18 protein-coding genes are annotated in these 23,015 nt (G+C 67.6%); 4 read left to right on the plus strand and 14 right to left on the minus strand.

The features are described 5' to 3' along the window. Nucleotides 1-109: 109 nt before the first annotated feature. Together KBZ08_RS06830 and KBZ08_RS06835 are read left to right on the plus strand one after the other, a co-directional pair. Entirely contained in the window at nt 110-1,159 is a 1,050-nt protein-coding gene (locus KBZ08_RS06830; protein ID WP_106219503.1) for a sensor domain-containing diguanylate cyclase, read from the plus strand. 46 nt (nt 1,160-1,205) lie between these two features. After that, nucleotides 1,206-4,025, plus strand: coding sequence for a valine--tRNA ligase (locus KBZ08_RS06835; RefSeq protein ID WP_254972162.1), 2,820 nt, complete (start codon nt 1,206-1,208; stop codon nt 4,023-4,025). A 28-nt stretch (nt 4,026-4,053) separates the two neighbouring features. Here KBZ08_RS06835 and KBZ08_RS06840 read toward each other — a convergent pair whose 3' ends face one another. The 8 genes from KBZ08_RS06840 to KBZ08_RS06875 all read right to left on the minus strand — a co-directional run bounded on the left by KBZ08_RS06840 (nt 4,054) and on the right by KBZ08_RS06875 (nt 11,736). Continuing rightward, on the minus strand, nt 4,054-4,260 hold the full coding sequence (locus KBZ08_RS06840; RefSeq protein ID WP_254972163.1) for a hypothetical protein: 207 nt from the start codon (nt 4,258-4,260) through the stop codon (nt 4,054-4,056). A gap of 174 nt (nt 4,261-4,434) precedes the next feature. After that, nucleotides 4,435-4,923, minus strand: a complete 489-nt coding sequence (locus tag KBZ08_RS06845; protein ID WP_254972164.1) for a hypothetical protein — start codon at nt 4,921-4,923, stop codon at nt 4,435-4,437. 96 nt (nt 4,924-5,019) lie between these two features. Continuing rightward, nucleotides 5,020-5,763, minus strand: a complete 744-nt coding sequence (locus KBZ08_RS06850; RefSeq protein ID WP_254972165.1) for a hypothetical protein — start codon at nt 5,761-5,763, stop codon at nt 5,020-5,022. A gap of 148 nt (nt 5,764-5,911) precedes the next feature. Continuing rightward, nucleotides 5,912-6,220, minus strand: coding sequence for an addiction module antidote protein (locus tag KBZ08_RS06855; RefSeq protein WP_254972166.1), 309 nt, complete (start codon nt 6,218-6,220; stop codon nt 5,912-5,914). A gap of 264 nt (nt 6,221-6,484) precedes the next feature. After that, complete coding sequence (locus KBZ08_RS06860; protein ID WP_254972167.1) at nt 6,485-6,946, minus strand: hypothetical protein; 462 nt, start codon at nt 6,944-6,946, stop codon at nt 6,485-6,487. Nucleotides 6,947-7,193: 247 nt separating this feature from the next. Beyond that, entirely contained in the window at nt 7,194-8,996 is a 1,803-nt protein-coding gene (locus KBZ08_RS06865) for a bifunctional UDP-sugar hydrolase/5'-nucleotidase (protein WP_254972168.1), read from the minus strand. A 310-nt stretch (nt 8,997-9,306) separates the two neighbouring features. Then, a complete protein-coding gene (locus KBZ08_RS06870) occupies nt 9,307-10,164 on the minus strand; it encodes an NAD(P)-dependent oxidoreductase (protein WP_254972169.1) in 858 nt (285 codons plus the stop codon). 27 nt (nt 10,165-10,191) lie between these two features. Continuing rightward, a complete protein-coding gene (locus tag KBZ08_RS06875) occupies nt 10,192-11,736 on the minus strand; it encodes a jacalin-like lectin (RefSeq protein ID WP_254972170.1) in 1,545 nt (514 codons plus the stop codon). Nucleotides 11,737-11,787: 51 nt separating this feature from the next. Here KBZ08_RS06875 and KBZ08_RS06880 point away from each other — a divergent pair, with 51 nt between their 5' ends. After that, the gene (locus KBZ08_RS06880) at nt 11,788-12,468 is read left to right on the plus strand and encodes a TVP38/TMEM64 family protein (RefSeq protein ID WP_254972171.1); all 681 of its coding nucleotides are present in this window, start codon (nt 11,788-11,790) and stop codon (nt 12,466-12,468) included. Then, nucleotides 12,425-13,318, plus strand: a complete 894-nt coding sequence (locus KBZ08_RS06885; RefSeq protein WP_254972172.1) for a class I SAM-dependent methyltransferase — start codon at nt 12,425-12,427, stop codon at nt 13,316-13,318. The genes KBZ08_RS06880 and KBZ08_RS06885 overlap by 44 nt, the downstream gene beginning before the upstream one ends. On the opposite strand, the gene KBZ08_RS06890 is transcribed toward KBZ08_RS06885, so the two are convergent. The 6 genes from KBZ08_RS06890 to KBZ08_RS06915 all read right to left on the minus strand — a co-directional run bounded on the left by KBZ08_RS06890 (nt 13,284) and on the right by KBZ08_RS06915 (nt 22,958). After that, nucleotides 13,284-14,453 carry an HlyD family secretion protein gene (locus KBZ08_RS06890; protein WP_106219495.1) on the minus strand — a complete coding sequence of 390 codons (1,170 nt, stop codon included), beginning with the start codon at nt 14,451-14,453 and terminating at the stop codon, nt 13,284-13,286. The two genes, KBZ08_RS06885 and KBZ08_RS06890, sit on opposite strands and share 35 nt — an antisense overlap. Then, nucleotides 14,453-17,413, minus strand: a complete 2,961-nt coding sequence (locus tag KBZ08_RS06895) for an ABC transporter transmembrane domain-containing protein (protein ID WP_254972173.1) — start codon at nt 17,411-17,413, stop codon at nt 14,453-14,455. Before KBZ08_RS06895 ends, KBZ08_RS06890 begins: the two co-directional genes overlap by 1 nt. Next, nucleotides 17,410-18,204, minus strand: coding sequence for a peptidylprolyl isomerase (locus KBZ08_RS06900; RefSeq protein ID WP_254972174.1), 795 nt, complete (start codon nt 18,202-18,204; stop codon nt 17,410-17,412). The genes KBZ08_RS06895 and KBZ08_RS06900 overlap by 4 nt, the downstream gene beginning before the upstream one ends. 90 nt (nt 18,205-18,294) lie before the next feature. Then, nucleotides 18,295-20,481 carry a glycosyltransferase gene (locus KBZ08_RS06905; protein WP_106219492.1) on the minus strand — a complete coding sequence of 729 codons (2,187 nt, stop codon included), beginning with the start codon at nt 20,479-20,481 and terminating at the stop codon, nt 18,295-18,297. Continuing rightward, nucleotides 20,478-21,764 carry an HlyD family secretion protein gene (locus KBZ08_RS06910; RefSeq protein ID WP_254972177.1) on the minus strand — a complete coding sequence of 429 codons (1,287 nt, stop codon included), beginning with the start codon at nt 21,762-21,764 and terminating at the stop codon, nt 20,478-20,480. The genes KBZ08_RS06905 and KBZ08_RS06910 overlap by 4 nt, the downstream gene beginning before the upstream one ends. A 123-nt stretch (nt 21,765-21,887) precedes the next feature. Next, the gene (locus tag KBZ08_RS06915; protein ID WP_254972178.1) at nt 21,888-22,958 is read right to left on the minus strand and encodes an endo-1,4-beta-xylanase; all 1,071 of its coding nucleotides are present in this window, start codon (nt 22,956-22,958) and stop codon (nt 21,888-21,890) included. Between the last annotated feature and the right edge of the window lie 57 nt (nt 22,959-23,015).

Genomic DNA, 23,015 nt, shown 5'->3' on the forward strand with positions numbered 1-23,015 from the left:
CTACGGGGACCGGGTGGCTCCAGAGCCGCGCTCCGCGTGAACGTTTTCCGCGCCGCGAATCGGGGGGGCCGGGGGGTGTCGATGATGCAGAGACCCTCTGATCCGTCCCGTGTCGGCCATCGGAGCGCCACGGTCCGATCCGGACAGCCCTGCTGACGGGTGGATCGGCGCCGCCGAGCGGGAACGGCGCCTGATCGAGGAGCGCCATCGGCTTCTGGCCGAGAACGCCAGGGATGTGATCTGGACCATGGCCGCCGATGGCACGATCACCTCGGTGAGCCAGGCCGTGGAGAGCCTCAGGGGCCTGACGCCGGAGGAGGCGATGGCCCAGCCGATCGAGCAGATCCACCCACCCGACTCCCTGGCGATCTCCCTGGGTTACTTCAGCCAGCTGGTCGAGGACCTGCGGGCCGGCCGACCGCCCCAGTCCTTCCGCGGCGAGCTGGAGTACTACTGCCGCGACGGTTCCACCGTCTGGATGGATGTGATCGCCCTGCCGGTGCTGGATGAGCAAGGGGCCTTCCTGGAGCTGCTGGGGGTCAGCCGGGACATCACGGAGCGCAAGCGCACGGCGCTCGAACTGCAGCAGGCCCGGGCGGACGCCGAGGCGGCCAATCGGGCGTTGCTGGCCGCCAACCGGGCGCTGGAGCGGCTGGCCACCACCGATGGCCTCACCGGGCTCTGGAACCGGCGGGAGCTGGATGAGCGGGTGCGCCGCGAGATCGACCGCGCCGACCGCTACGGCGATGTCCTGTCGCTGGTGCTCTTCGACATCGATCACTTCAAGGATGTCAACGACCGGTTCGGCCATCTGGCCGGCGACCTGGTGCTGGTGGAGCTGGGGCGACGGGTGGCAGCCCTGCTGCGCAGCTGCGACGGCGTCGGCCGCTGGGGCGGCGAGGAGTTTCTGGTGCTGCTGCCCCGCTGCACGGCCGGGCAGGCCCATCAGATGGCCGAACGGCTGCGGCGGCGGGTGGAGGCGGAGCCCTTCGGGGTGGTGGGACGGGTGACGATCAGCTCCGGGGTGGTGCAGCGACGGCCCCTGGAGTCCGCCGAGGCCTGGTTCCATCGGCTGGACCAGGTGCTGTACCGGGCCAAGGAGCTGGGCCGCAACCGGGTGGAGCTGGAGCCGGAGCCGGGGGCTGAGCCACGGCGCTGAGCCACGACCGCTTTGAGACCATGGGCCCACTGCCCGCGCCCAGCCCGTGACCGAGTCCTCCCTGCCCAAGACCTACGACCCGGCCGCCACCGAGGTGCGCTGGCAGGCGGCCTGGGAGGAGGCCGGCGCCTTCCACCCCGATCCGGAGGCGCCGGGTGAACCGTTCTCGGTGGTGATCCCGCCGCCGAACGTGACCGGCAGCCTGCACATGGGCCACGGCTTCGAGACGGCCCTGATCGACACGATCGTGCGCTTCCAGCGCCTGCAGGGGAAGAACGTGCTCTGCCTGCCCGGCACCGACCACGCTTCGATCGCGGTGCAGACGCTGCTCGAGAAGCAGATCAAGGCCGAAGGCGGCAGCAAGGAGGATCTGGGCCGCGACGCCTTCCTGGAGCGGGCCTGGAGCTGGAAGGGGGAGAGCGGCGGCACGATCGTGGGCCAGCTGCGCCGGCTGGGTTACTCGGTGGACTGGCGCCGGGAGCGCTTCACCCTGGATCCGGGCCTGAGCGCAGCGGTGGCGGAGGCCTTCGTGCGGCTGCACGAGGAGGGGCTGATCTACCGCGGCGAGTACCTGGTGAACTGGTGCCCGGCCTCGGGATCGGCGGTGAGCGACCTGGAGGTGGAGATGAAGGAGCTCGACGGCCACCTGTGGCATTTCCGCTATCCGCTCAGCGGCGGCCCCGCCGCCGATGGCACCGACCACCTGGTGGTGGCCACCACCCGCCCCGAAACCCTCCTGGGGGACACCGGCGTGGCCGTGCACCCCAGCGACCCGCGCTACGCCGCCCTGGTGGGCCAGACGATCACCCTGCCCCTGGTGGGACGCCAGATCCCGATCGTGGCGGATGAGCACGTGGATCCGGCCTTCGGCACGGGCTGCGTCAAGGTGACCCCCGCCCACGACCCCAACGACTTCGCCATCGGCAGCCGCCACGGCCTGTCCTTGATCACGGTGATGGCCAAGGACGGCAGCATGAACGCGGCGGCGGGGCGCTTCGCCGGCCTGGACCGCTTCGAGGCCCGAGCGGCGGTGGTGGCGGCGATGGAGGCGGAGGGGTTCCTGGTGAAGGTGGAGCCCCACCGCCACAGCGTGCCGTTCTCGGATCGGGGCAAGGTGCCGGTGGAGCCCCTGCTCTCCACCCAGTGGTTCGTGAAGGCCGAGCCCCTGGCGGCCCGCTGCCGGCAGGCCCTCGAGGGCGGCGCGCCCCGCTTCGTGCCGGAGCGCTGGGAGAAGGTCTACCGCGACTGGCTCACCGACATCCGCGACTGGTGCATCAGCCGCCAGCTCTGGTGGGGCCACCGCATCCCCGCCTGGTTCGTGGTCAGCGAGACGGGCGGCGTGATCACCGAGGCCACGCCGTATGTGGTGGCCCGGGATGCCGCGGAGGCCGCCGCCAAGGCGGAGGCCCAGTTCGGCGCGGCGTCCCGGGCCGCCGGCCGGGAGCTGCAGCTGGAGCAGGACCCGGACGTGCTCGACACCTGGTTCTCCAGCGGCCTGTGGCCCTTCTCCACCCTGGGCTGGCCCGAGGGCGAGGCCGCCGATCTGGCCCGCTGGTACCCCACCAGCGTGCTGGTGACGGGCTTCGACATCATCTTCTTCTGGGTGGCCCGCATGACGATGCTGGCCGGCGCCATGCAGCCCCTCGGCGCCGGCAAGGCCTGGATGCCCTTCGCCGACGTGATGATCCACGGCCTGGTGCGGGATGAGAACAACCGCAAGATGAGCAAGAGCGCCGGCAACGGCATCGATCCCCTGCCGCTGATCGAGCGCTACGGCGCCGATGCCCTGCGCTTCGCCCTGGTGCGGGAGGTGGCCGGCGCCGGCCAGGACATCCGCCTCGACTACGACCGCAGCGACGGCAGCTCGGCGACGGTGGAGGCGGCGCGCAACTTCGCCAACAAGCTCTGGAACGCCACCCGCTTCGCCCTGATGAACCTGGGCGGTGAAACGCCCGCCAGCCTCGGGGAGCCGGACCCGGCGCAGCTGCAGCTGGCCGACCGCTGGATCCTGTCGCGGCTGGAGCGGGTCAAGCGGGAAACGGCGGAGCGCTACGCCAGCTACGGCCTGGGGGAAGCGGCCAAGGGGCTTTACGAGTTCGCCTGGAACGAGGTCTGCGACTGGACGATCGAGCTCCTCAAGCGGCGCCTCAACCCACGGCCCGCCGCCGAAGGGGAGCCCCTCGCTGCCGAGGTGCTGGCCGACCAGCGGGTGGCCCGGCAGGTGCTGGCCAAGGTGCTGGCGGAGCTGCTGGTGCTGCTGCATCCGCTGATGCCCCACCTGAGCGAGGAGCTCTGGCATGGGCTCACCGGCGCCCCCGAGGGCACCTTCCTCGCCCTGCAACCCTGGCCGGCGGCCGAGGCGGCCGCCCTGGATGAAGGTCTGGAGGCGTCGTTCGCCGAGCTGATCGAGGCGATCCGGGTGGTGCGCAACCTGCGGGCCGTGGCGGGCCTCAAGCCCTCCCAGGGGGCTCCGGTGCTGTTCATCACCGGCCGCCAGGAGCTGGCCGCGGTGCTGCGGGAGGGCAGCGACGACATCACCACCCTCACCAAGGCGGAGAGCGTGACGGTGCTGGATCCAGCGGCGGCCGCCGAGCGGCCGGCGGCCCGGGCCCTGGCGGCGGTGAGTGGCGAGCTGCAGGTGCTGCTGCCCCTGGAGGGCCTGGTCGACCTCGACGCCCTGCGGGCCCGCCTGGAGAAGGACATCGCCAAGGCCACCAAGGAGATCAGTGGCCTGGCCGGCCGCCTCGCCAACCCCAACTTCGCCGGCAAGGCGCCGCCGGAGGTGGTGGCCGAGTGCAAGGCCAACCTGGCCGAAGCCGAGGCCCAGGCGGCCCTGGCGCGGCAGCGGCTGGCGGATCTGGGCTGAGGGGGTCCGGCCAACGCCTGAGCACCCTTCAGTGGTGGAATTCGAGGAAGTTCTCGGATATCTTGTGGGTTGCACCGGGGCATTGCAGAGCCGATACCTCCGCTGCCAGGGCCTCAAGAAACGCGACCCGCGGGTAGGGATGGAGCAGGGCCTGCTGGTGCCACTGCTGCACATCCGGAACCTGGACGATGGCGATGCAGGTGCCACCGCCGAATTCCCACCAGAAGCGCACCACCCCATCAGGGAGGGTGATGACGACATCGCCGGAGCGCCCCTGCGATGTAACGCGGACCTGTCCTCTGAGGCTGAACATCTGGCTTGGTTTGAGGTTAGGCCGGTGCGCTGATGCTGCTCTGTTCACGCCAGGGGCCTGTCAGGTCTGGCCAAAAACGGTGTGCGTGTGATCGCGCTACTCACGCTCCGCGATAGTGGTGAATAATCCAAGAAACGAGTCGGAGCAACTCTGTTCAATGCGAGTCGCGTCCGCCGATACGGAACCGTTGCACTCGCCAGACGAGATTTTGCCTGACTGGTATTTTGCCGTATACCGACTCATCAGACGATTCCCGACAAGACTGCCCGTTCCGGACGATTCAAATTGGACACCGTTCGGCAACCTGCCCCAACGGTTGAACGCGAAGCTGCTGTCGACCTGGGAGACCTTTGTGCCATTGTCCGGGTTATCACTATCGCGCCAGACGCCGGATATCTTTGGTATTGGAACGGTGGCCGGAGCTTCGATGGGCTTGATCCTTTTGGAGAGCTCCTCATTCACAACTTTAGGTTGGGGGGCGCGACTGAAGATCTTGTCCCAGTTTGAAAGGAGCGCAGCTCCCAGTGTGCCCGCCAAGCCGATGATCGCAACCGTGATCGCCACTCGATGACTCGGGTCCGCCATGGCTTGTCTCCGGGACGTGTGGATTGTAGTCGCCCAAGGCTTGACGATCAAGTTGACCATGCTTTGGCGAGTCAGGGTTGAACGAGGTGTTCGGCATCAATGGGCGAGGTAGCGATTTGGTATGTTGTTGAGAGGAGGAATATCTCTATCAGACGCACGCAGTAACTCCACCACGTTGGCGTAGCTATCGTGTTCAGTTCGCTGCATCTGCGGCAGCAGACCAAGTTGGGCATAGGAGACCGGAGTGACATCAAAGCACGTTGTTTCCCAGTCGAAGCCTTTGCCCCAAGTGATGCCGCGCAGTTGCACATCCGCTCTGGCACCCGCTTCCAGCAACAGCCTCATGACACGCGCCGACCGATTCGCGTTGGAGTTGACCGTGTGGAAGAGTGGGGTATGACCATTCAGACCGAAGATATCAGTGTCAGCCCGCACATCGACTTCGGCGCCAAGCTCAAGCAGCTTGGCCGCCGCATCAATGTGTCCGTACTCCGCTGCGACGTGGAGCAGCGACGCTCCGACTAACGGCGTGAACGCGCAAGGCAGTGTCACCTTATGGCTTAAGAGGTTCCTGTCTGCCCGCACCGCAGCCTCAATGGCCGACGGGTCGTTTAGGAGAACTGGTTCAAGGTCTGGGTCTTCCAGGACGGCTCCTCGATCCAGCAGCAAGCGAAGGCATGCCGAAAAGGCATCCGACCTGAAATACATCTCTACCAGGTGGTTGACGGGAGACTTCCCGTTGATCGGAGCCTGAATGTCGAATCCAGTGTCAAGGATGGCGCGGATGCGCTCAACCGAATGTGATTCGAAGGCGGCTAGCAGGTCATCGGCGGACTTCATGTGATGGCTAACGCTGCCCCTAGGTGGCAGGTCAAGAGTATCTGTTTCCTGAAGTGAACCCTTGGATGCCTGTTCACTCAAGGGTCTTGCTCGAAGGTGTCGCACCTCCACAGGAAGCGTTTCATGACCTTCGCCTCGTCTGCAAAGCTCAAGTCACCTCCGCTTCGCTTCGCACGCTCGCGCTCACCTTCAGACCCAGGGCCGTGACCACTTTCAGGATGGTGTCAAAGCCAGGACTGCGCTCTCCAGACAACGCCTTGTAGAGGCTCTCCCTGGAAAGCCCTGAGTCTCTGGCCACCTGGGTCATCCACTGGGCCCGTGAAATGTCGCCCAGGGCCTTGGCAATGAAGGTCGCATCACCATCCGCCTCTTCGATGCAGGCTTCCAGGTCAGCCGCCATCTCCTCCGGTGTTCGGAGATCCTCGGCAACGTCGTAGGGGGTGGTCGTCGTTTTCACCAGGTCCCCTCTGTCAGGTTGTCTGCGAATCGAAGGGCGTCATCAATGTCCCTGGCTTGTGACCTCTTGTCTCCACCAGCCAAAAGGATGATCAAGGCGGTTCCTCATTGCTCGGACAACCTGAATGACTCTCATGCTGAGGCACTCAAAGGAGTTGAATAGAAACCCTTTGTCGGGACTGTATAGCGCTCCAGATCGGTGGTTGGGCAGTGATTTTCCAAATGATCAATGTGACCTCATGATCCTGTCCACCGCATCTAGTTGTCAGGCTGAAAGATCAAAGGCTTCACTTAGCTGTTTGAGAAGTACTAGAGCTTTCGGCCAGGCCTCGCAGATGTAGGCCTCCCATTCGGTGGAAACGTCTTGATCGACCACCATCCTCGTGCCTGCTGGTATGGCAAGGAAGGTGTAGTTCTCGTACGCGGGTGCCCAAGCCTTGACTGCTTCACTTGTTGTGTCCACGATGCCATTGGCAATGAATCCGAGGTGACGGATGGAGATAAACTCGTTCTGTCTGTTTTCCGCGATCTCGGCGACCATGCCATCACCACTCGGAGATAGAAACTGAATCTTCGATCCCTGCTCCCATGAGCCGTTGAAGTGCGAGCCTTCAGCAAACGCAGCTGTCCAGATCTTGTAGCTCTCGAGTGAAGTAACATGTCGCCAGACTACAGAAATTGGCGCATTGATGTCCTTGTTGAACTGGAGGCGCTTAGCGGATGACATCGAAGTTCTCCGACAGTGTGTTTGTGAGCGACCTGACGCTGCCGCTGAGTGGCAGGCCAGGAGACCATGGCGCTCTGACAACTCTATGGCGGCCTGATCACTCCAGCGGCTTGTTGGCTGGCCTGCCTGCTTCAGTTCTCTCGGAGCACATGGCTTATTGATAAAAGGTAGCAGCACCACTTGAACCAGCCATCTCAGTGCCCCCGAGCATCTTGCACATCGTTGTCATGCACCACGGCGGGGACATCTAGCTCGACTTGATCGCCCGCACCTCGGCAGCGCGTTCATCTGTGGGAATCACAGGTAACTCGCCCTTGACCGTGACCGGAAGACGACGTAGGTGGTCCATGATCGCTTGCCATTCCTTGATCTCATGAGCCGCATTGATGCCCACCCCCTTTTCAATACTCTCCACATCAGTCGTGCCTGGTGGCGGCAGCAAATAGCCCGGATTTTCGCGGGGTAGCTTCAGTGCATCAACTCTGGAGGTGAGAGGAGTGCCATCCATCTTCTTGGGCACAAGGGCCAGCTTGCCCTTCGTATACCTGGGAATGGCTACGATAATCGGAGCGAGCATCAGCGGGCAGCTCAAGCTGAAGAGGCGCTCATCCTTGCCACTGATGTCGATAGCCTTGTAGCCGCTGTCGATGTCACCCAGTTCGATGGCCGTCACCACGTCGAACTTCGGACGAGTGGGGTCGTAGCGGATGCGCATGCCTGAGGCGCGCGGGAAATACTCTCCCGGATGGGCTGCGCTGTCGACGAGCAGGAACTCAAGCAGGTTCTTGAGATCCATACCGGTGAAATAGCCGGTCACCAGTGTGCTGCCGGGAGTCGGATCCACGACGCCCGATCCGAGCGGTGCCACAGCGAACACGTCGTAGACCGTCACGACACCGGTTTTGCCGCGCAGGAGCCCCGCGCGCATCATGCCGTTGGCGGTGAAGCCGATGTCCGCCTTGGTTGCCGCACGGAACGAGTCGGTGACCAGGTTCGCCAGCAGGGTGCCGGCAGCGATGTCGCTGAAGGTATTGGGCAGATCCCGGGGGGTGATGGCCAGGGGCTGTTCGATGCTGTAGCCCCGCGATGCGAAGGCGGTGGCACTGACCGACTTCTTCAGTTCATCGATCTCCTTGTCGATGGTCCGATCACCGAGGATGCTGTCATCGATCGGCAGCAGTCGGTACGAAGTGACGGACAGCTTGCTGCCGTCCAGCGCGATCACAAGTTCGCCGAGATTGTTGCTCTCCTTTCCGGTCTGTACCACCGGCGTGCGGCCATTCACGATGATGGGTTCGTTTAACTCCGTGTGGCTGTGGCCGCTGATCACAATATCAATCCCCGGTACATCCTTGGCCAGTTGCACGTCTTCTCCGGTGTCGTAGCGGCCATCAGGGCCCTTCTCAACGCCTCCGTGGCTCAGAGCGATGACAACATCAACTTTTTCGCTCTCGCGCAGGATCTTCACCACCTGACTCGCCGCACTGATGGGATCGGCAAAGCTCGTGGCGCCGCCACTGGTGTAGATCAAGGCCTCCTTGCCAAGGACGCCAAAGATGCCGAAGCGCAGCCCGCCCCGCTCGATGACCGTGTAGCGGCGGATCATACCCTTGCGGGTCAGCGCCTGAAGAGCGGCCAAGCTGGGATTGCTTCCCAAAAAGCTGGTATTCGCAGAGAGTATTGCTGGGATGGGGCCCACCTTGACGGCCGCGCCGATGGAACTGCCCAGGCCCGCTGGTCCGAGATCGAACTCATGATTGCCAAAGGTGGTGGCGTCATAACCCATCTTTCCCATGAGGTGGAGTTCACCGCCGGTTTCACGTGTGGCGGCGCTGAATGCGGAGCCCATGCTGTAGTCGCCTGCATCCAGCACCAACACCGGCCCCTGGCTCTTGCGCGCAGCGATGCGCTGAGCGATGAGGCTCGCTAGCCGCGCATAACCACCACGGGTGGTGTCGTCGTTCAGCGTGAAAGGGCTGTAATCTGAAGACGGGCCCATGCCGATGAAGCTCGCGTGCATGTCATTGGTGTGCAGGATCGTAAACGTCATGGATCCAGCTGTCGCGGCACGTAAGAATTCTGGCAAGAGGACGGTGATGCCCCCCATTGCCGAGACTGCCAAGAACTTGCCGCGGGAGAACTTTCCAAGGGCTCCCTTGGTTGCCGTGTGGTCGTCGAGACTTGTTGTTGCTGGTTGGTGATGATCAGGCTTCACTGTTGATTCATCAAAAACTGGTCATTGAAGGTGCAGTCCGTGGTCTGGCCAACGCTGATTAGATGGTTTCCGCAAACCACGTCTTTTGATGACCTCGCTTCCGTGAACCACTTATTCATTGTGATGCACGAGTCCCTTCCCCCTGCTAAGCCCCCGCCGTCAGCCGGTGCAGCGCGCTGTAATCCAACTCATCCAGGCCGGCGGCCGTCGCCCGCTCCAGCAGTGTCGCCAGCCCATCGAGGCCCTCCGTCTCCAGCCCCAGGCCCCGGGCGGTCTGCAGGAACAACAGCAGGTCCTTGCGCAGGTGGGCGGTGGGGAAGTTGGCGTTGGTGTAGTCGTCGGCGAGTTCCTTGGCCAGCTTCTTGTCGAAGGTGGGGGCGTACAGGGCGCTGGCGCGCAGGATCGCCATGAAGGCCTCCACGTCCACGCCGGCCCGCTGCACCAGGTGCAGGCTCAGGCTGAAACTGTGGGTGAGGCTGACGATCAGCTGGTTGAGGGCCAGCTTGGCGGTCAGCGCCGCCCCCACCGGGCCCAGCAGGCGGGGTTCACCCCCCAGCGCCGCCAGCACCGGCCGGGCCCGCTCCAGGGCCGCCGCCTCGCCGCCCACCATCAGCTGCAGGGTGCCGGCCAGGGCCTCCGGCCGGCTGCCCAGCACCGGCAGCTCCAGCAGCTCCGCGCCCCGCTCCGCCAGCGCGACGGCGAGTTCCCGACTCTCCTCGGGCGCGATCGTGGCCACCTGCAGCACCAGCCGGCCCGCCAGCGTCGTGCCGGCCTGCTCCAGCAGCACGGCCCGCGTGGTGGGGGCATCGCTCAGCACCGTGATCACCAGCGCAGCGGCGGCGACGGCCCCGGCCGGCGTGGCGGCCACCGTCGCCCCCAGGGCCTGCAGCGGCCCGCAGCGCTCCGCGTGGCGGTTCCACACCGTGAGCCGGTAGCCGCTGCCCAGCAGCCGTTCGCCGATGGCCGCCCCCAGCAGGCCGGTTCCCAGCAGGCAGATCTCCATCGACGCGGCCCTGCGGCGGCCGTCAACCTACCCGGACCCCTCCTCGGTCTCCGCCAGCGGCCGCCAGATCAGCGGCCCGAAGCGGGCCACCACGGCCCGCAGGCCGTCGAGTTCGCGGCCGCTGCGGCCGCTGAAGCCCAGCACCACACAGTCTTCCGGCACCGTCCAGTCGATCGGGCGGTCGCCGGCATCGCCGCCACCGCCGATGCGCTGGCCATCGCTGCTGGTGAGGAACAGCCGATCCACCCGGGTGCCGCTGAGGCCCTCGATGCGCCGGATCGTCACGCCCTCCGCCAGCTGCAGCCGGCCCCTGTCGCCACCGCCACCGCCGCCATGGAGCTCCGGCTCGCGGGGGTCGCCCTCGCCGGCGTAGCGCAGCCGGATCTGGTCCACCCGGGAGCCGGTGCGCAGCCCCACCTCCACCAGCCGCTGGCGCCGGCGGATCGCATCGGCCCGCCCGGGGAAGGCGAAGGGGGCGCCGCCGTTGCCTCCCATCGCCAGCTCCTCGGTCAGGGATACGTTCAGCTCCGGGCTGCCCGCGTCCAGGGACGGCAGCGCCGGCACCTCCAGGGGGCTGGCGGCGGCGGCCCGGTAGGCGGCCCGGCAGGCGTCGAGGGCGCGGCGATCGGCGGCGGCGGTGTCGCGCCGCTCGCCCAACGTCGGGTCCGGCGTGACGCCATAGAGCCGGTACGTTTCGGCCACCCAGTCCATCTGGCGGAGCAGTCCCACCACCTGCTCGCGCTTCTCCAGCAGGCCGGCGCCCGAGCCGTCGCCGCTGAACAGCCGCCGGTTGGCGGCCACCGCCTCGAAGGCGGCGCCGATGGCCGGCACCGTCTCGTAGCCCCGGGTCCGCATCCCGATCAGCGCCGGCTGGTCCAGCGGCAGCCGGGCGAAGTCGTGGGCGAAGGGGATCAGGGAGGCGGCGTCCGCCGGCGGCTGGACCCTGGTGCCCATCACCTGCATCCGGAAGCCGAGATTCACTGCGGCGCTGCGGGCGACCGACGTGACGGTCTCCACCAGGGCGGGGTTCAGGCTCACGCCGCCGAGGCCCAGGTCGGCGCCGATCTGCCGCTCCACCAGGCGGGCCTGCTCCCGCGACTGGGCGTAGAAGGTGAACACCCCATGGCACTCCCCACCCACCTCCGCCGCCGCCACGAAGCCATCGCCGTGCAGGGCCACGAAGGCCTCGAGTTCGCCGGCATCGGCCGGCACCGCCACCCCCTCCAGCAGCCGGGTCTGGTCCACCTCCAGCGCCGCGCTCACCTGCCGGGCCCACACCACCAGCGACAGGCTGAAGGCGGTGGTGTTCAGGGAGTCCCGGAACGTCCGCTTGGCCCGCAGCAGGCTCAGGGGCCCCAGGCCCACCCCGAGGGCGCTGCCGTTGTGCAGCGAACGGACCAGCTCCTCGCTGCTGCGGCAGAGCTGCCAGCCCACGGTGCTGCCGCCGCCCGCCGCCAGCACCGTGCCGCCCACGGCCGCCTCCAGGGGCTCGCCCGGGTCGGCGACGCTGTGGCGCCCCCGGAACAGGGCCCCCCGGGCCACCTGCTGGGCCAGCTCCGACGGGTCAGCCATGGCGACACGGGCAGAGAACCCAAGCCTAGGCAGGGTCGATACGGTGGCCCCATGGACCCGCTCTGGTTGTCGGATCAGCTGCTGCCCTGGCTCCGTTCCCCGCTCGGGGCCGTGGCCTTCGTGCCCCTCTATGCGCTCTGGGTCACCCTGCTGCTGCCGGGGGTCTGGGCCTCGATGCTGGCCGGGGTGCTCTATGGCCCCGTGGGGGGCAGCGTGCTGGTGTTCGCCGGCGCCTGCCTGGGGGCCCAGACGGTGTTCCTGCTGGGGCGCGGCCGCTGGCGGGGCTGGGCCCGCCGCCGTCTGGCCGGAGCGCCGCGGCTGCAGGCGGTGGAGCGGGCCGTATGCCGCCAGGGCCTGGTGCTGGTGCTGCTCACCCGCCTGTCGCCGGCCTTCCCCTTCAGCCTGCTCAACCTCGCCTACGGCCTCAGCGAGGTGAGCCAGCGGGACTATGCGATCGGCCTGATCGGCATCCTCCCGGGCACCGTGCTGTTCTGCGCCCTGGGGGCGGCGGCCGGTGATCCGCGCCACTTTTCGGCGCTGCTGGCGGGCCCGGCCGATGGGGCCACCTGGGTCCTGCGGCTGGCGGGGGTGGCGGCCACCCTGGCGGCGGTGCTGCTGGTGGGCCGCCAGGTGCGTCTGGCCCTGGAGGAACGCGGGGTAGCCTCCCACGTTGCGATGCAGGCCAGCGATGGTGACGGCCGAGATTCCCCCACGCCCCGGCGCCTGCCCTAACTGCGGCGGCGATCGCCTCACCCCGGTGCGCCGGGTGCGGGTGAGCAAGGCCCGGGTGGCGGCGGAACTCGCCCACTGCAGCGACTGCGACTTCCTGTTCCTGGCCGAGCCCACCTGGCTGGACGTGGCCTACGAGGAGTCCTTCTACGGCGACACCGGCTACGTCGACCGCAACCTGCATGCCTCGCGCCTGCTGCGGCTGCTGCTGGTGATCGGCCGGCTGGGCCGCTTCGGCCCCAGCGAGCCGGGCTGCGACCTGGGCACCGGCCTGGGCATGCTGCCGCGACTGCTGCGCGACCACGGCTTCGATTTCCACGGCACCGACGCCTACGCGGCCATGGAGCTGATCCGTCCTTTCTGCGGCCCTCCCGGCGATGGGGCGATCGGCTGCAAGACCGCCTTTGAGGTGATCGAGCATGTGCCCTCCACCCCCGACTTCCTGCGCGACGAGGTGGGGGCCACGCCCCTGTTCGTCTTCTCCACCCTGATGCGCCGGGAGGGTGAGATTCCCGGGCCGGACTGGTGGTACTACGCCTTCGGCAACGGCCAGCACATCAGCTTCCACAGCCGCCGCAGCTTCCAGGTGGCCATGGGCCGGGCGGGGATGGATCCGGCCTGGCTGGTCTGCATCGACGGCCCCGTGCATGAGCGGGCCCTGCATCTGATCGCCCCTGACGCCCGCTGGCGGCGGGCCTTCCAGGTGGCCGGCGCTCTGGTGAACCGGGGCCTCGACGGCCTGCTGCTGCCGTGGTTGGAGCCCCTGGTGGGGCTGCGCACCCGCATCATCCCCGACCACACCATCGCCATGGAGCGGCTCAGATCTGCCGCAGAGCGTCAGCCTTGTCCTTGAAGTCGCTGAGCAGCAGCTGCAGGTAGGTGACCTTGCGCAGCTTGACGTTGGCGGTGAGGGACATGCCCACCTGCAGCGGCAGCACCTTGCCACTCTTGAGCTTCAGCTGCTGGGAGTTGAGCCGGATGTCCACCGGAAAGCGGTAGAAGTTGTCGATCTGATCCGGCGGCAGGGCATCGGAGCCGATCCGCCGCACCGTGCCCTGCAGCACGCCGAAATCGGTGGCCGGGAACGAATCGATGCTGATGTCGGCGGCCTTGCCCACCGAAACGAAACCGATCTCCCGGCTGGGCACTTCCACCCGCGCCTCCAGCTTGTCGAAGGGCACCACCTTCATCACCGGTTCGCTGGTCTGGGCGACGAAGCCGCGGGAGCGGGACTTGAGCTCGAACACCACCCCCGCCTCCGGCGCCCGGATCTCCTGGTAGCGGATGTTGACGTTGAGCTCGGTCAGCTTGCTGCGCAGATCGGCCAGCTCACTCTGGATCTCGCGGACGCCCTGCTGCAGGATCGCCTTCTGGCGCAGCCGGTCGACCTGGGTTTCCTCCAGCTTGCCCTGCACCTCCTGCACCTTGTTGCGCTGGGAGAGGTACTGGAGTTCGGCGGTGGCGCCCTCCTTGTTGAGGGTCTCGAGCCGGCCGAGCACGTCCTTCTCCAGGGTGAGGCTCTGGCGCAGCACCCGTTGTTCGGTGTCGTTGAACTGCAGGTAGCGGTCGAGCTCCACCTGCTTGAGCCGCAGCTGCTGCTGCTTGTACCGGATCGTCTGCAGCAGGCTCCCCTGGCGGTCGCGGGTGGCCTCGGTGTCGAGGCGCAGCAGCACCTGGCCCTTCTCCACCCGCTCGCCCTCCTTCACCAACACCTCGTCCACCACGCCGCCGACCGGCATCTGGATGTCCTTCACGGCGCCGATGGGTTCGAGCTTGCCCGGGGCGGTCACGATCTCCTCGGTCTGGGCGAAGGCCAGCCAACCGAGGCCGAACAGGGTGACCCCCATCAGCGTCCAGGTGATCGAGCGGGCCCAGAAGCGGGACTGCTGCAGCACCACATCGTCGCTGTCGGTGTGGATGCTGCGCTCGAGGCCGTTCTGGGCGCGGCGCAGGAGGTCGGCAGGGGTGGGCAGGGTGGGACGTGCCATCAGCCCGCCTCCTGCTGGCGATACAGCGCGAAATAGCGCCCCTTGAGGGCCATCAGTTCGTCATGGGTGCCGGTCTCGACGATGGCGCCCTGGTGCATCATCACGATCAGGTCGGCGCGGCGGATGGTGGACAGGCGGTGGGTGATGAAGAACACGGTGCTCTGGCTCATCGCCTCCCGCAGGTTGTCGCACACCTGGCGTTCGGTGTCGTAGTCGAGGGCGCTGGTGGCCTCGTCCATCACCAGCAGCTGGGGCTGGCTCAGCAACGTGCGGGCGATGGCGATGCGCTGGCGCTGGCCGCCGGAGAGGGAGGCGCCCCGCTCCCCCAGCGGGGTGCTGTAGCCGGCGGAGAGCTCCATGATGAAGTCATGGGCGCCGGCGATGCGGGCGGCCTCGACGATGGCGTCGCTGGAGGCCTCCGGGTTGGTGAGGGCGATGTTCTCGCTGATGGTGCCGGAGAAGAGCAGGGGATCCTGGGGCACGATGCCCACCTGGCGCCGCAGGGAGTAGAGCTCCACCTTGTCGATGTCATAGCCGTCGACGAGGATGCGGCCCTTGCTGGGGGCGTAGAGCCGCGGCAGCAGCTTCATCAGGGTGCTCTTGCCGCTGCCGCTCTGGCCCACGACCCCGGTGAAGGTGCCGGGGGGCACGTGGAGACTGACGTTGCTGAGCACCTCCGGCCCGCCCGGGTTGAAGCGGAAGCTGATGGTCTCGAACACCACGTCGCCCTTCACCGGTGGCAGGGGGATGTGGCCGCGGTCGGCTTCGCTGGATTCCTCCGGGGTGTCGACCACGTCGGCCAGGCGCTCGAACGAGACGCGCAGCTCCTGGATGTTCTGCCAGATGGAGGAGAGCCGCAGCAGGGGCTGGGTGACATAGCCGCTGATGATCCGGAAGGCGATCAGCTGGCCCAGGGTCAGCTCCCCCTTGAGCACCAGGGTGGCCCCCACCCAGAGCACCAGCAGCTGGGAGAGCTTCTGGAGCACCGAGCTGGTCTCGTTGAGGAAGGTGCCGGTGATCGTCTTCTCGAAGGTGCGGGAGATGTATTTGGCGTACATCTCCTGCCACTTCCAACGGCTCACCATCTCCACGTTCTGGGCCTTCACCGTCTGGATGCCGGTGAGCACCTCCACCAGGTGGCTCTGGGTGCGGGCGTTCTCCTCGGCCGCCTGGCGGTACTGGCGCCGGAACAGGGGGGCCCCCAGCAGGGTGAGGCCCACCTGGATCGGCAGCACCGCCAGGGCGATGATCGTCAGCAGCCAGCTGTAGATCGCCATCACGATGATGTAGATCACCGAGAAGGCCGCATCCAGCAGGGTGATCAGGGCCTGGCCCGTGAGGAAGTTGCGGATCTTCTCCAGCTCGGCGATGCGGGTGCCCAGCTCGCCGACGGGGCGCTTGTCGAAATAGCCGAGCGGCAGCCGCAGCAGGTGGTCGATCACCTCGGCGCCCAGGCGCAGGTCGATGCGGTTGGTGGTGTCGGTGAACAGGAAGGTGCGCAGCGAGCCGATCACCCCCTCCATCAGGGTGACCACCACCAGGGCCATGCCCAGGATCTGCAGCGTGTCGAGGCTGCGCTGGGAGATCACCTTGTCGATGATCACCTGGATCAGCAGGGGGTTGGCCAGGCTGAACAGCTGGACAACGAAGGAGGCCAGCAGCACCTGGAGCAACATGCCCCGGTAGCGCTTCAGGGCCGGCCAGAACCAGCCTGGACCGAAGGTCTGCTCCGGAGTGTCGATGCTGCGCTCCAGCAGCAGCAGCTCCAGCCCCTCCGGGTACTGCTCGGCGATCTGGGCGGGGCTCAGCTGCACCCAGCCCTCCGCCGGCGAGGCCAGCCGCAGGCCGGCGGCGTTGCTGGCGGTGGCGATGGCGAAGCCCTCCTTCCACGGCACCAGGCAGGGGGTGATCAGCCGGGTGGCCGACGCCGCCGGCACCTTGGCGCCGGTGACCAGCAGGCCGAGCATGGCGGCGATCTGGCCGCAGAGCTGCAGATCCGGCGGCTGGCCGCGGCGCATCTTGTCGCGCAGGATCTTGTCCACCGCGTCGCGGCGGTAGGGCAGCTCCAGCAGCTTGCCCAGCATCTGGAAGCAGGCCAGGGTCTCCTCCAGCGGGCCGTTGCCCCGCACCAGGGTGAGGCCCCGGTCGCTGCGGTCCTGGCCCAGATCGAGGCTGCTGATCTGGAGGCTGCCGGCCGGGCCGGCTTCGGACGCCAGCGGGCCGGCCGCGCCGTCGGTGGCAGCGGTGGCGCCACTGGTGGCGACCCGCTCTTCGGCGGCGGCAGCCGCCTCGGTGAGGGCCACCAGGCGCAGTGGCAGGGGGGGACGGGGCTGGGGCAGGGGTTCCGCCGGGTTGAGCACCGAGCCGATCGCCAGGCCGGGAACATTGGCGCTGGCCAGCAGCAGTTCCTCCCCCTCCGACAGGGCAACGGCCCCATCGGCCTGCGGCAGCACCGCCCGTGCCCGCGGGCCCAGGCGTTCGAGCTTCTCCCGCCAGAGGGACGGCTCGAAGCGGCCCGCGGCGGCCCCCTCCCGCTGCAGCAGCAGCTGATGCAGCTCGGCCGTCCACAGGTGGCGGCCACACCACTGGCGCAGCCCGTTTTCGGCCAGCAGCAGCTCGAGCATCACCGTGTCCGGGATCGCCGTCGCCAGCAGGTCGGAGGCGGCGCTCACCGGCTCGATGCCCTCCGCCCGCAGCAGCGACACCAGACCCACGACAGCGCCGGGTCCGAGCCGCTCCAGGGTGAAGGGCCGGCCGTCCCGTTCCGCCAGCAGGCGGGCCTCCCCCTCGAGGATCACCAGCACCCGGTCGCCGATGCTGCCGGCGTTGCTCAGGTCTTCGCCGACGCGGAAACGGCACGGCCGGGCCTCCGCCAGCAGTCGCTCCCGGCCGGCGGCGGAGAGGCCGTCGAAGGGCGGCAGGGTGAGCCAGTCGGTGCGCCCGGGGACGGTGGAGGTCATTGCCCCTGCCCCGAACGCAGCCGCAGGGCCACTTCCTGATCCACCCATTCCTCGAACAGCTCCCGCGCCATCCGTTTCTGCATGGCGTCGTCGAAGCTGGCGGAGCGCAGCGTCTCCAGCCGCACCACCAGCCACCAGCGGTCGATGCGCAGGGGCGGGTGCAGCTGGCCCGGGCGGCTGGTGCGCAGCAGTTCGGCCAGGGAGGGATGGGCCTGCAGCAGCGGCACCGGACCCACCACCCCCCGGGTGGAGCGCTCGGGCCCCTTGGCGTAGGTGGCCGCCAGCTCGGCGAAATCGGCTTCGCCCTCGGCGATGCGCAGGTAGAGCTCCCGGGCCAGGGCCCCGTCCTCCACCCGCAGCAGGCTGTAGATCACCTGGTCGAGCTGGTTCTTGCGGGCCAGGTAACGCTGCTCGGCCCGGTGCAGGAAATGCTCCTGGCAATGGCGCTCGATCCTGGCCGGCAGCTCCGCCTGCCAGAGCACGTCGGCCTCCGTCAGCTCGTGGCGCTGCAGGTGGGCCCGCAGGTCGTCGGCGGAGCGGAGGCCGTGGCTCGCGCCCCACTCCTGCTGGGCCTTCTGCCGCTCCTCCTCCGTCAGGGTCACCGCGGCCACCGCCGTGGCGATCACCGACTGGCGCAGCAGGGGAATCAACAGTTGGTGGCGGGCCAGCTGGCGCCTCAGCTCCCCGGGGATCTCGGGCAGCGGTTCGGCCCGCACCACCAGCGGCGGTCCGGAGGGACGCGCGGGCGGATCGAGGCTGATGTCGTGGTCCAAGGAAGGGGCGACGGCCACGGGATCGGCTGACATCCGACCATTCTGGGGCTGAAGCCCCGAATCAAGATGTATCCGCGGCTGGATCGACGCGGGTTGACGGGTCGGGGGTCAGGAGCGACGCACAATCGGTTCGGCGCGCACCACGCTGCCCAGCAGCAGGAACAGGGCTTCGATGCTGCCCACCCGCGTCACCTTCTGGAACCAGGCATTCTCCCCGTAGATCAGCTGAATCAGGGCGGCCTCCGTTTCCTGGGCCGGCATCTGGAAGCTGAGCCCCAGCAGTGGCAGCTGGCGGCGTCGGCCCGAGCGCATCAGACGCACCGGCAGTTCCAGCTTGTACTGGGGCACCCGGAGCAGCCCCTCCGTCTCCGGGCCGGTGGGGGCGGCGGTGTTGAGCACCAGGCTCGCCCCCTGCTCGGACACGTCGTTGGTGGTGCCCCAGTAATCCTTGCCCCCCAGCTCCAGGCAGGCGGCCAGTTCCAGGGGGAAGCGGTCGGCCTGGCGGCGCACCGGTTTGTCGATGCAGGCCAGCAGACAGATGAACATCAGCAGGCCGTTGTAGAGGTTCCAGCCCACCATCAGGCCTTCCCCCTCAAAGACGGATCGGGACCAGCGGATGTCCAGCAGCGGCAGGCCGTAGTTCAACACCAGCACCCCCACGAACAGCACGAGATAGGTGAGGAAGGGCCAGGCGAAACGCAGATCCAGGGTCTGTTTCTGGCTGGTGACGTCCTTGTTGGTCACCAGGCTGCCCACGGATCGGAACGGCCGGAACAGAATCTGTGACAGCCTCCTCAGGGCCGGGAAGCAGAACAGGGCTTCATAGACTTCCGTCCAGAAATGGAAGTAGTGGCCGTTGGTCTGCCAGGAGGGCAGGAAATACAGCAGGATCACGAAGGGCAGGCCATAGGCCAGATACTCCACCGGCGGAGCGGCGATCAGGGTGAAGCCGATCAGCATCGACAGCAGCGGGAAAATGATGTAGACGGCGCGAAACAGGGGTGTCAGCAGGCTGAGCAGGAGGTTCAGATAAAACACCTTCTGCCAGAAATCCAGCGTCTTCCAGATCGGCAGCTGCTTCGGGGAGGTGAAGATCTGCACGTTGCCCTGCATCCAGCGCAGCCGCTGCTCGAGGTAATCGCGGAACGTGCGGGGCACTTCCCCCAGGCTCAGCACCTCATCGAGGTAGATCATGCGCCAGCCACGGGTGAGCAGGCGGGTGCCGGTCTGGCTGTCTTCGACGATGCAGTGGGTGACATAACCGCCGATGGCCTCCAGGGCCGAACGTCGGGCCAGGTAGGAGGTGCCGCAGCAGACCACGGCATTGAAGGGATCCCGGATCACCTGGACGTAATGGAAGAAATAGTCCATGTCGTCCGGCACCAGCACATCCAGCCCGAGGTTGCGATTGTGGAAATCGGAGTTGAAGTAATGCTGCGGCGTCTGGACCAGGGCCACCTCGGGATCCTGGAAGAAACCCACCGTGCGATCGAGGAAGCGGCTGAAGGGAATGAAATCGCAATCGAAGACGGCGATCAGCTCCCCCTTGGAATGGGCCAGGGCGTAGTTGAGGTTGCCGGCTTTGCGGTGCAGGTTGTCGGGCCGGCTCAGGTACTGCACCCCCAGCTCTGCGGCCAGGGCGGCAATGGCGGGGCGGTGGCCATCGTCCAGCACGTAGATGGTCTTGTTGGCGTACTGGATGTTGCGGCAGGCCAGGACGCAGCGCCGGATCAGGCGCTCGGATTCGTTGTAGGTGGGAATCCAGAGGTCCACACTGGGCTGCTGCTCCTTGGCCCAGGCCAGCAACTGGTCCGCCTGGCGTCGCCGTTGCTGGGGCCGGTAGCGGAGGGAGGGGTAGAACTGCAGCGCCGATGTCAGCAGGTAGGTGACCTCGCAGAGGAAGAAGACGAGGCTGAAGAACAGGCTGACCGGGTGGGCCGTGTTGATGGTGGTGGCGCGCCAGATGAAGTAGCGGACGGTGAACAACGACAGCAGCACGTTCACCAGCAGGTAGCTGGAGGGACGTCGGGGCAGCAGGTTCACCCCCAGGCAGATCCCCATGGCCAGGGCCAGGGGCAGCAGCACGTCGATCCACACATCCCGCACCTGCCAGAGCTCGGGCAGAACCCGGAAGCTCAGGGGATTGAGCAGCCCGATCGCCACCACGGACACCTGCAGGTTGGCCAGCAGCACCGCCAGCACCAGGCACCCCGCCGAGAGCAGCAGCACCATCCAGACCCAGGGCGAGATCCGCGAGCGGCCCTGGGGATCCGAAAACGCATGCAGGAACTTCATCGCTGGAAGCTGACCTTCGCCGTGAACCCCACGTAGCAGAACTCCCCCGGCGGCGCCGGGAAGTCGTTGAGGATGCGGATCTTCACCTCGCTTTCCCGGGCCAGGTTGATCGGCACCGGCGTGGGGGCCTCCTCACCCAGCTGGGTGCGGCCGATGCCGGAGCGGATCCCCACCACCTCACCGCGCAGCTTGTCCCGGCTGCCCACCAGCTCGATCTTCGCCTTGCTGCCCAGGCGGATCCGGTTGAGGTCGTTCTCCGCCACCGTGGTGGTGAGCCAGCGCTGGCTGCAGTCGATCATCTGGATCACCGACTGCATGGCATCGACGGAGTCGCCCCGCTGCGCCCCCAGCTGCCAGATCACCGCCTTGCGGGGGCTGATCAGGCGGGCGCTGCTGCGCTCCTGCCATTCCTTCCGGGCCACGGCCACCTGCTGCTCCAGGCCACTCACCTGGAACGCCTGGGTGCGCACATCCCCTTCGGCGTTCTCCAGGGCGATGGTGGCCTCCTGAAGCCGAACCACCGGATCGGAGTTGCTGCGGTTGTTGCGCAGGGTCAGTTCGTTGCGGGAGGCCTCCAGCACCGCCGCCTGGCCGGCCAGCTGGGCCTCCAGACCGCGCACCTCCCGGGCCCGCTGCAGCTCGGTGGTGCGGGCCCGGTCGACCACGTTGGCGGCCACGGCACCGGCCCGGAACAGCTCCTCCTGGCGCTGGGTTTCCCTTTGGGCGAAGGCCAGTTCCTTGCGGGCGCGATCCAGGGCGAAACCGAGACTGTCGCGGTCGCCCTGGTCGCGGGCCACCTCCAGGTTGCGCTGCTGGCGGGCGTCCTGGCTGAGCCGCTCGACGAGCTTCTGGCGCAGGTCGCGGCGGGTGCGCAGTTCCTGCAGGCGGCCCCGGGCCGTCTCCAGTTCGGTCTCGAGGGCGGAGAGGGTGTCCCGGGAGGCCCTGGGGTTGACGATGATCGCCAGGGTCTGGCCGGGGCGGACCTCCACCCCCGTCCCCACGTTGAGGCTTTCCAGGGTGCCGGTGACCGGGCTTCTCAGCACGATCGGGGTGGCATTGATGACCGCATCGCGGGAGCGGGCGGTGAAGAAATTGATCACGATGGCCAGGGCCGTGATCAGCAGCCCCGCTGAAATCAGCAGGATGGTGAGATCGGCCCTGCGGGAACTGGGGATCGCGTCATCGTCATCCGTCGCGGCGATGTCAGGGGCGGTGACATCCAGGACCTGACCGGCCGGCCCGGCGGAGTCAGGCTCACTGGCGCCCGCGGCGGATGGGGGCATTCCGACGTTGGATGAACGAATTTCCATTCTACCAGGGGCGAATTTTTTTGCTTGGGTAAGCCCTATCGACAGCGCAGGAATCCGTCATCTGCCAGCTCTGCTTGGATCGCCCATCTGAGCCGCTCAGCGCTTCTCGAGGGCCGCCTGAATCGTGGCGGTCGCCGCTTTGGGTCGGTTGTCTTCATCGAAGGGCAGGGGCCGCTGGGGCAGGCCATCCGCCCTTGGCATGAACGCATTCAGCCAGGTGGTGCGATCACTCAACCCCCAGGTGGTGATCAGTTTCAGCCGCGGTTCCGGCAGGACCGCCGCCAGGAAGGCGCCGTACACCGCCGCCACGGCCCGGTCCCGCTCCGGGATGGCCGCCGGCAGTTCCCGGTCGTTCACGTCCAGTTCGGTCACGAGGATGTCCAGGTCCAGGGCCGCCAGCTCCCGCAGGAAGGCGGGCAGGGTGCGGAAGGTGGTCGGTCCGCTGCCGTTGGCGTAGAGATGGGCCTGCAGGCCCACGGCGTTGAGCGGGACGCCGCTCTGCCGCAGCTGCCGCAGGAGTGTCAGGAAGGCCTGCCGCTTGCGCGCCGTCTTGGCGTCATCGCCCTCCAGCCCGTACTCGTTGATCACCAGGGCCGCCTTCGGGTCGGCCTGGTGCGCCCGGGTGAGAGCCCGGGCGATGTAGTCGGGACCCAGCCGCGCGAGCCAGAGGCTGCGGCGCAGGCCCGAGCCGTCGTCGGCGATCGGCTCGTTCACCACGTCCCACGACGGCAGCTGGCCGCGGTAGTGCCCCACCACCGTGCGGATGTAAGTGGCCATGGCCCGGTCGAGCTCCGCCGGCGGCAGGGCCTTCACCCAGGCCGGCAGCTGCTCGTGCCACACCAGGGTGTGGCCCCGCATCGCCAGGCCCTGCGCGCGGGCGAAGGCCAGCAGCCGGTCCGGGGCGCTGAAATCGAAGCGCCCGGGCGCGGCCTCCACCCCATCCCACTTCAGCTCCGACTCGGGCACGATCAGGCCGCTCTGCTCGCTCACCAGGCGGCGCAGGCCCGGATCCCGCAGCTGGTCATTGGTGACGGCGGAGCCCCAGCGCAGCCCGCGCGCCGCCGCCAGCCCCTGAAGGGTCGGGGCCGCCGGCGGCGGCAGGGCCCGCGCCACGCTCCAGCCCAGGGCCGCCACCACGGCGATCACGATCAGTTGCCGTCGTCGCATGGGCAGGGACAGGGGCACCACCGTCACTCTGGCCGTCCGTCCCGGCGCCGTCATCCA

This window comes from Cyanobium sp. Candia 9D4, from assembly GCF_024346155.1.
Classification (GTDB): domain Bacteria; phylum Cyanobacteriota; class Cyanobacteriia; order PCC-6307; family Cyanobiaceae; genus Cyanobium; species Cyanobium minutissimum.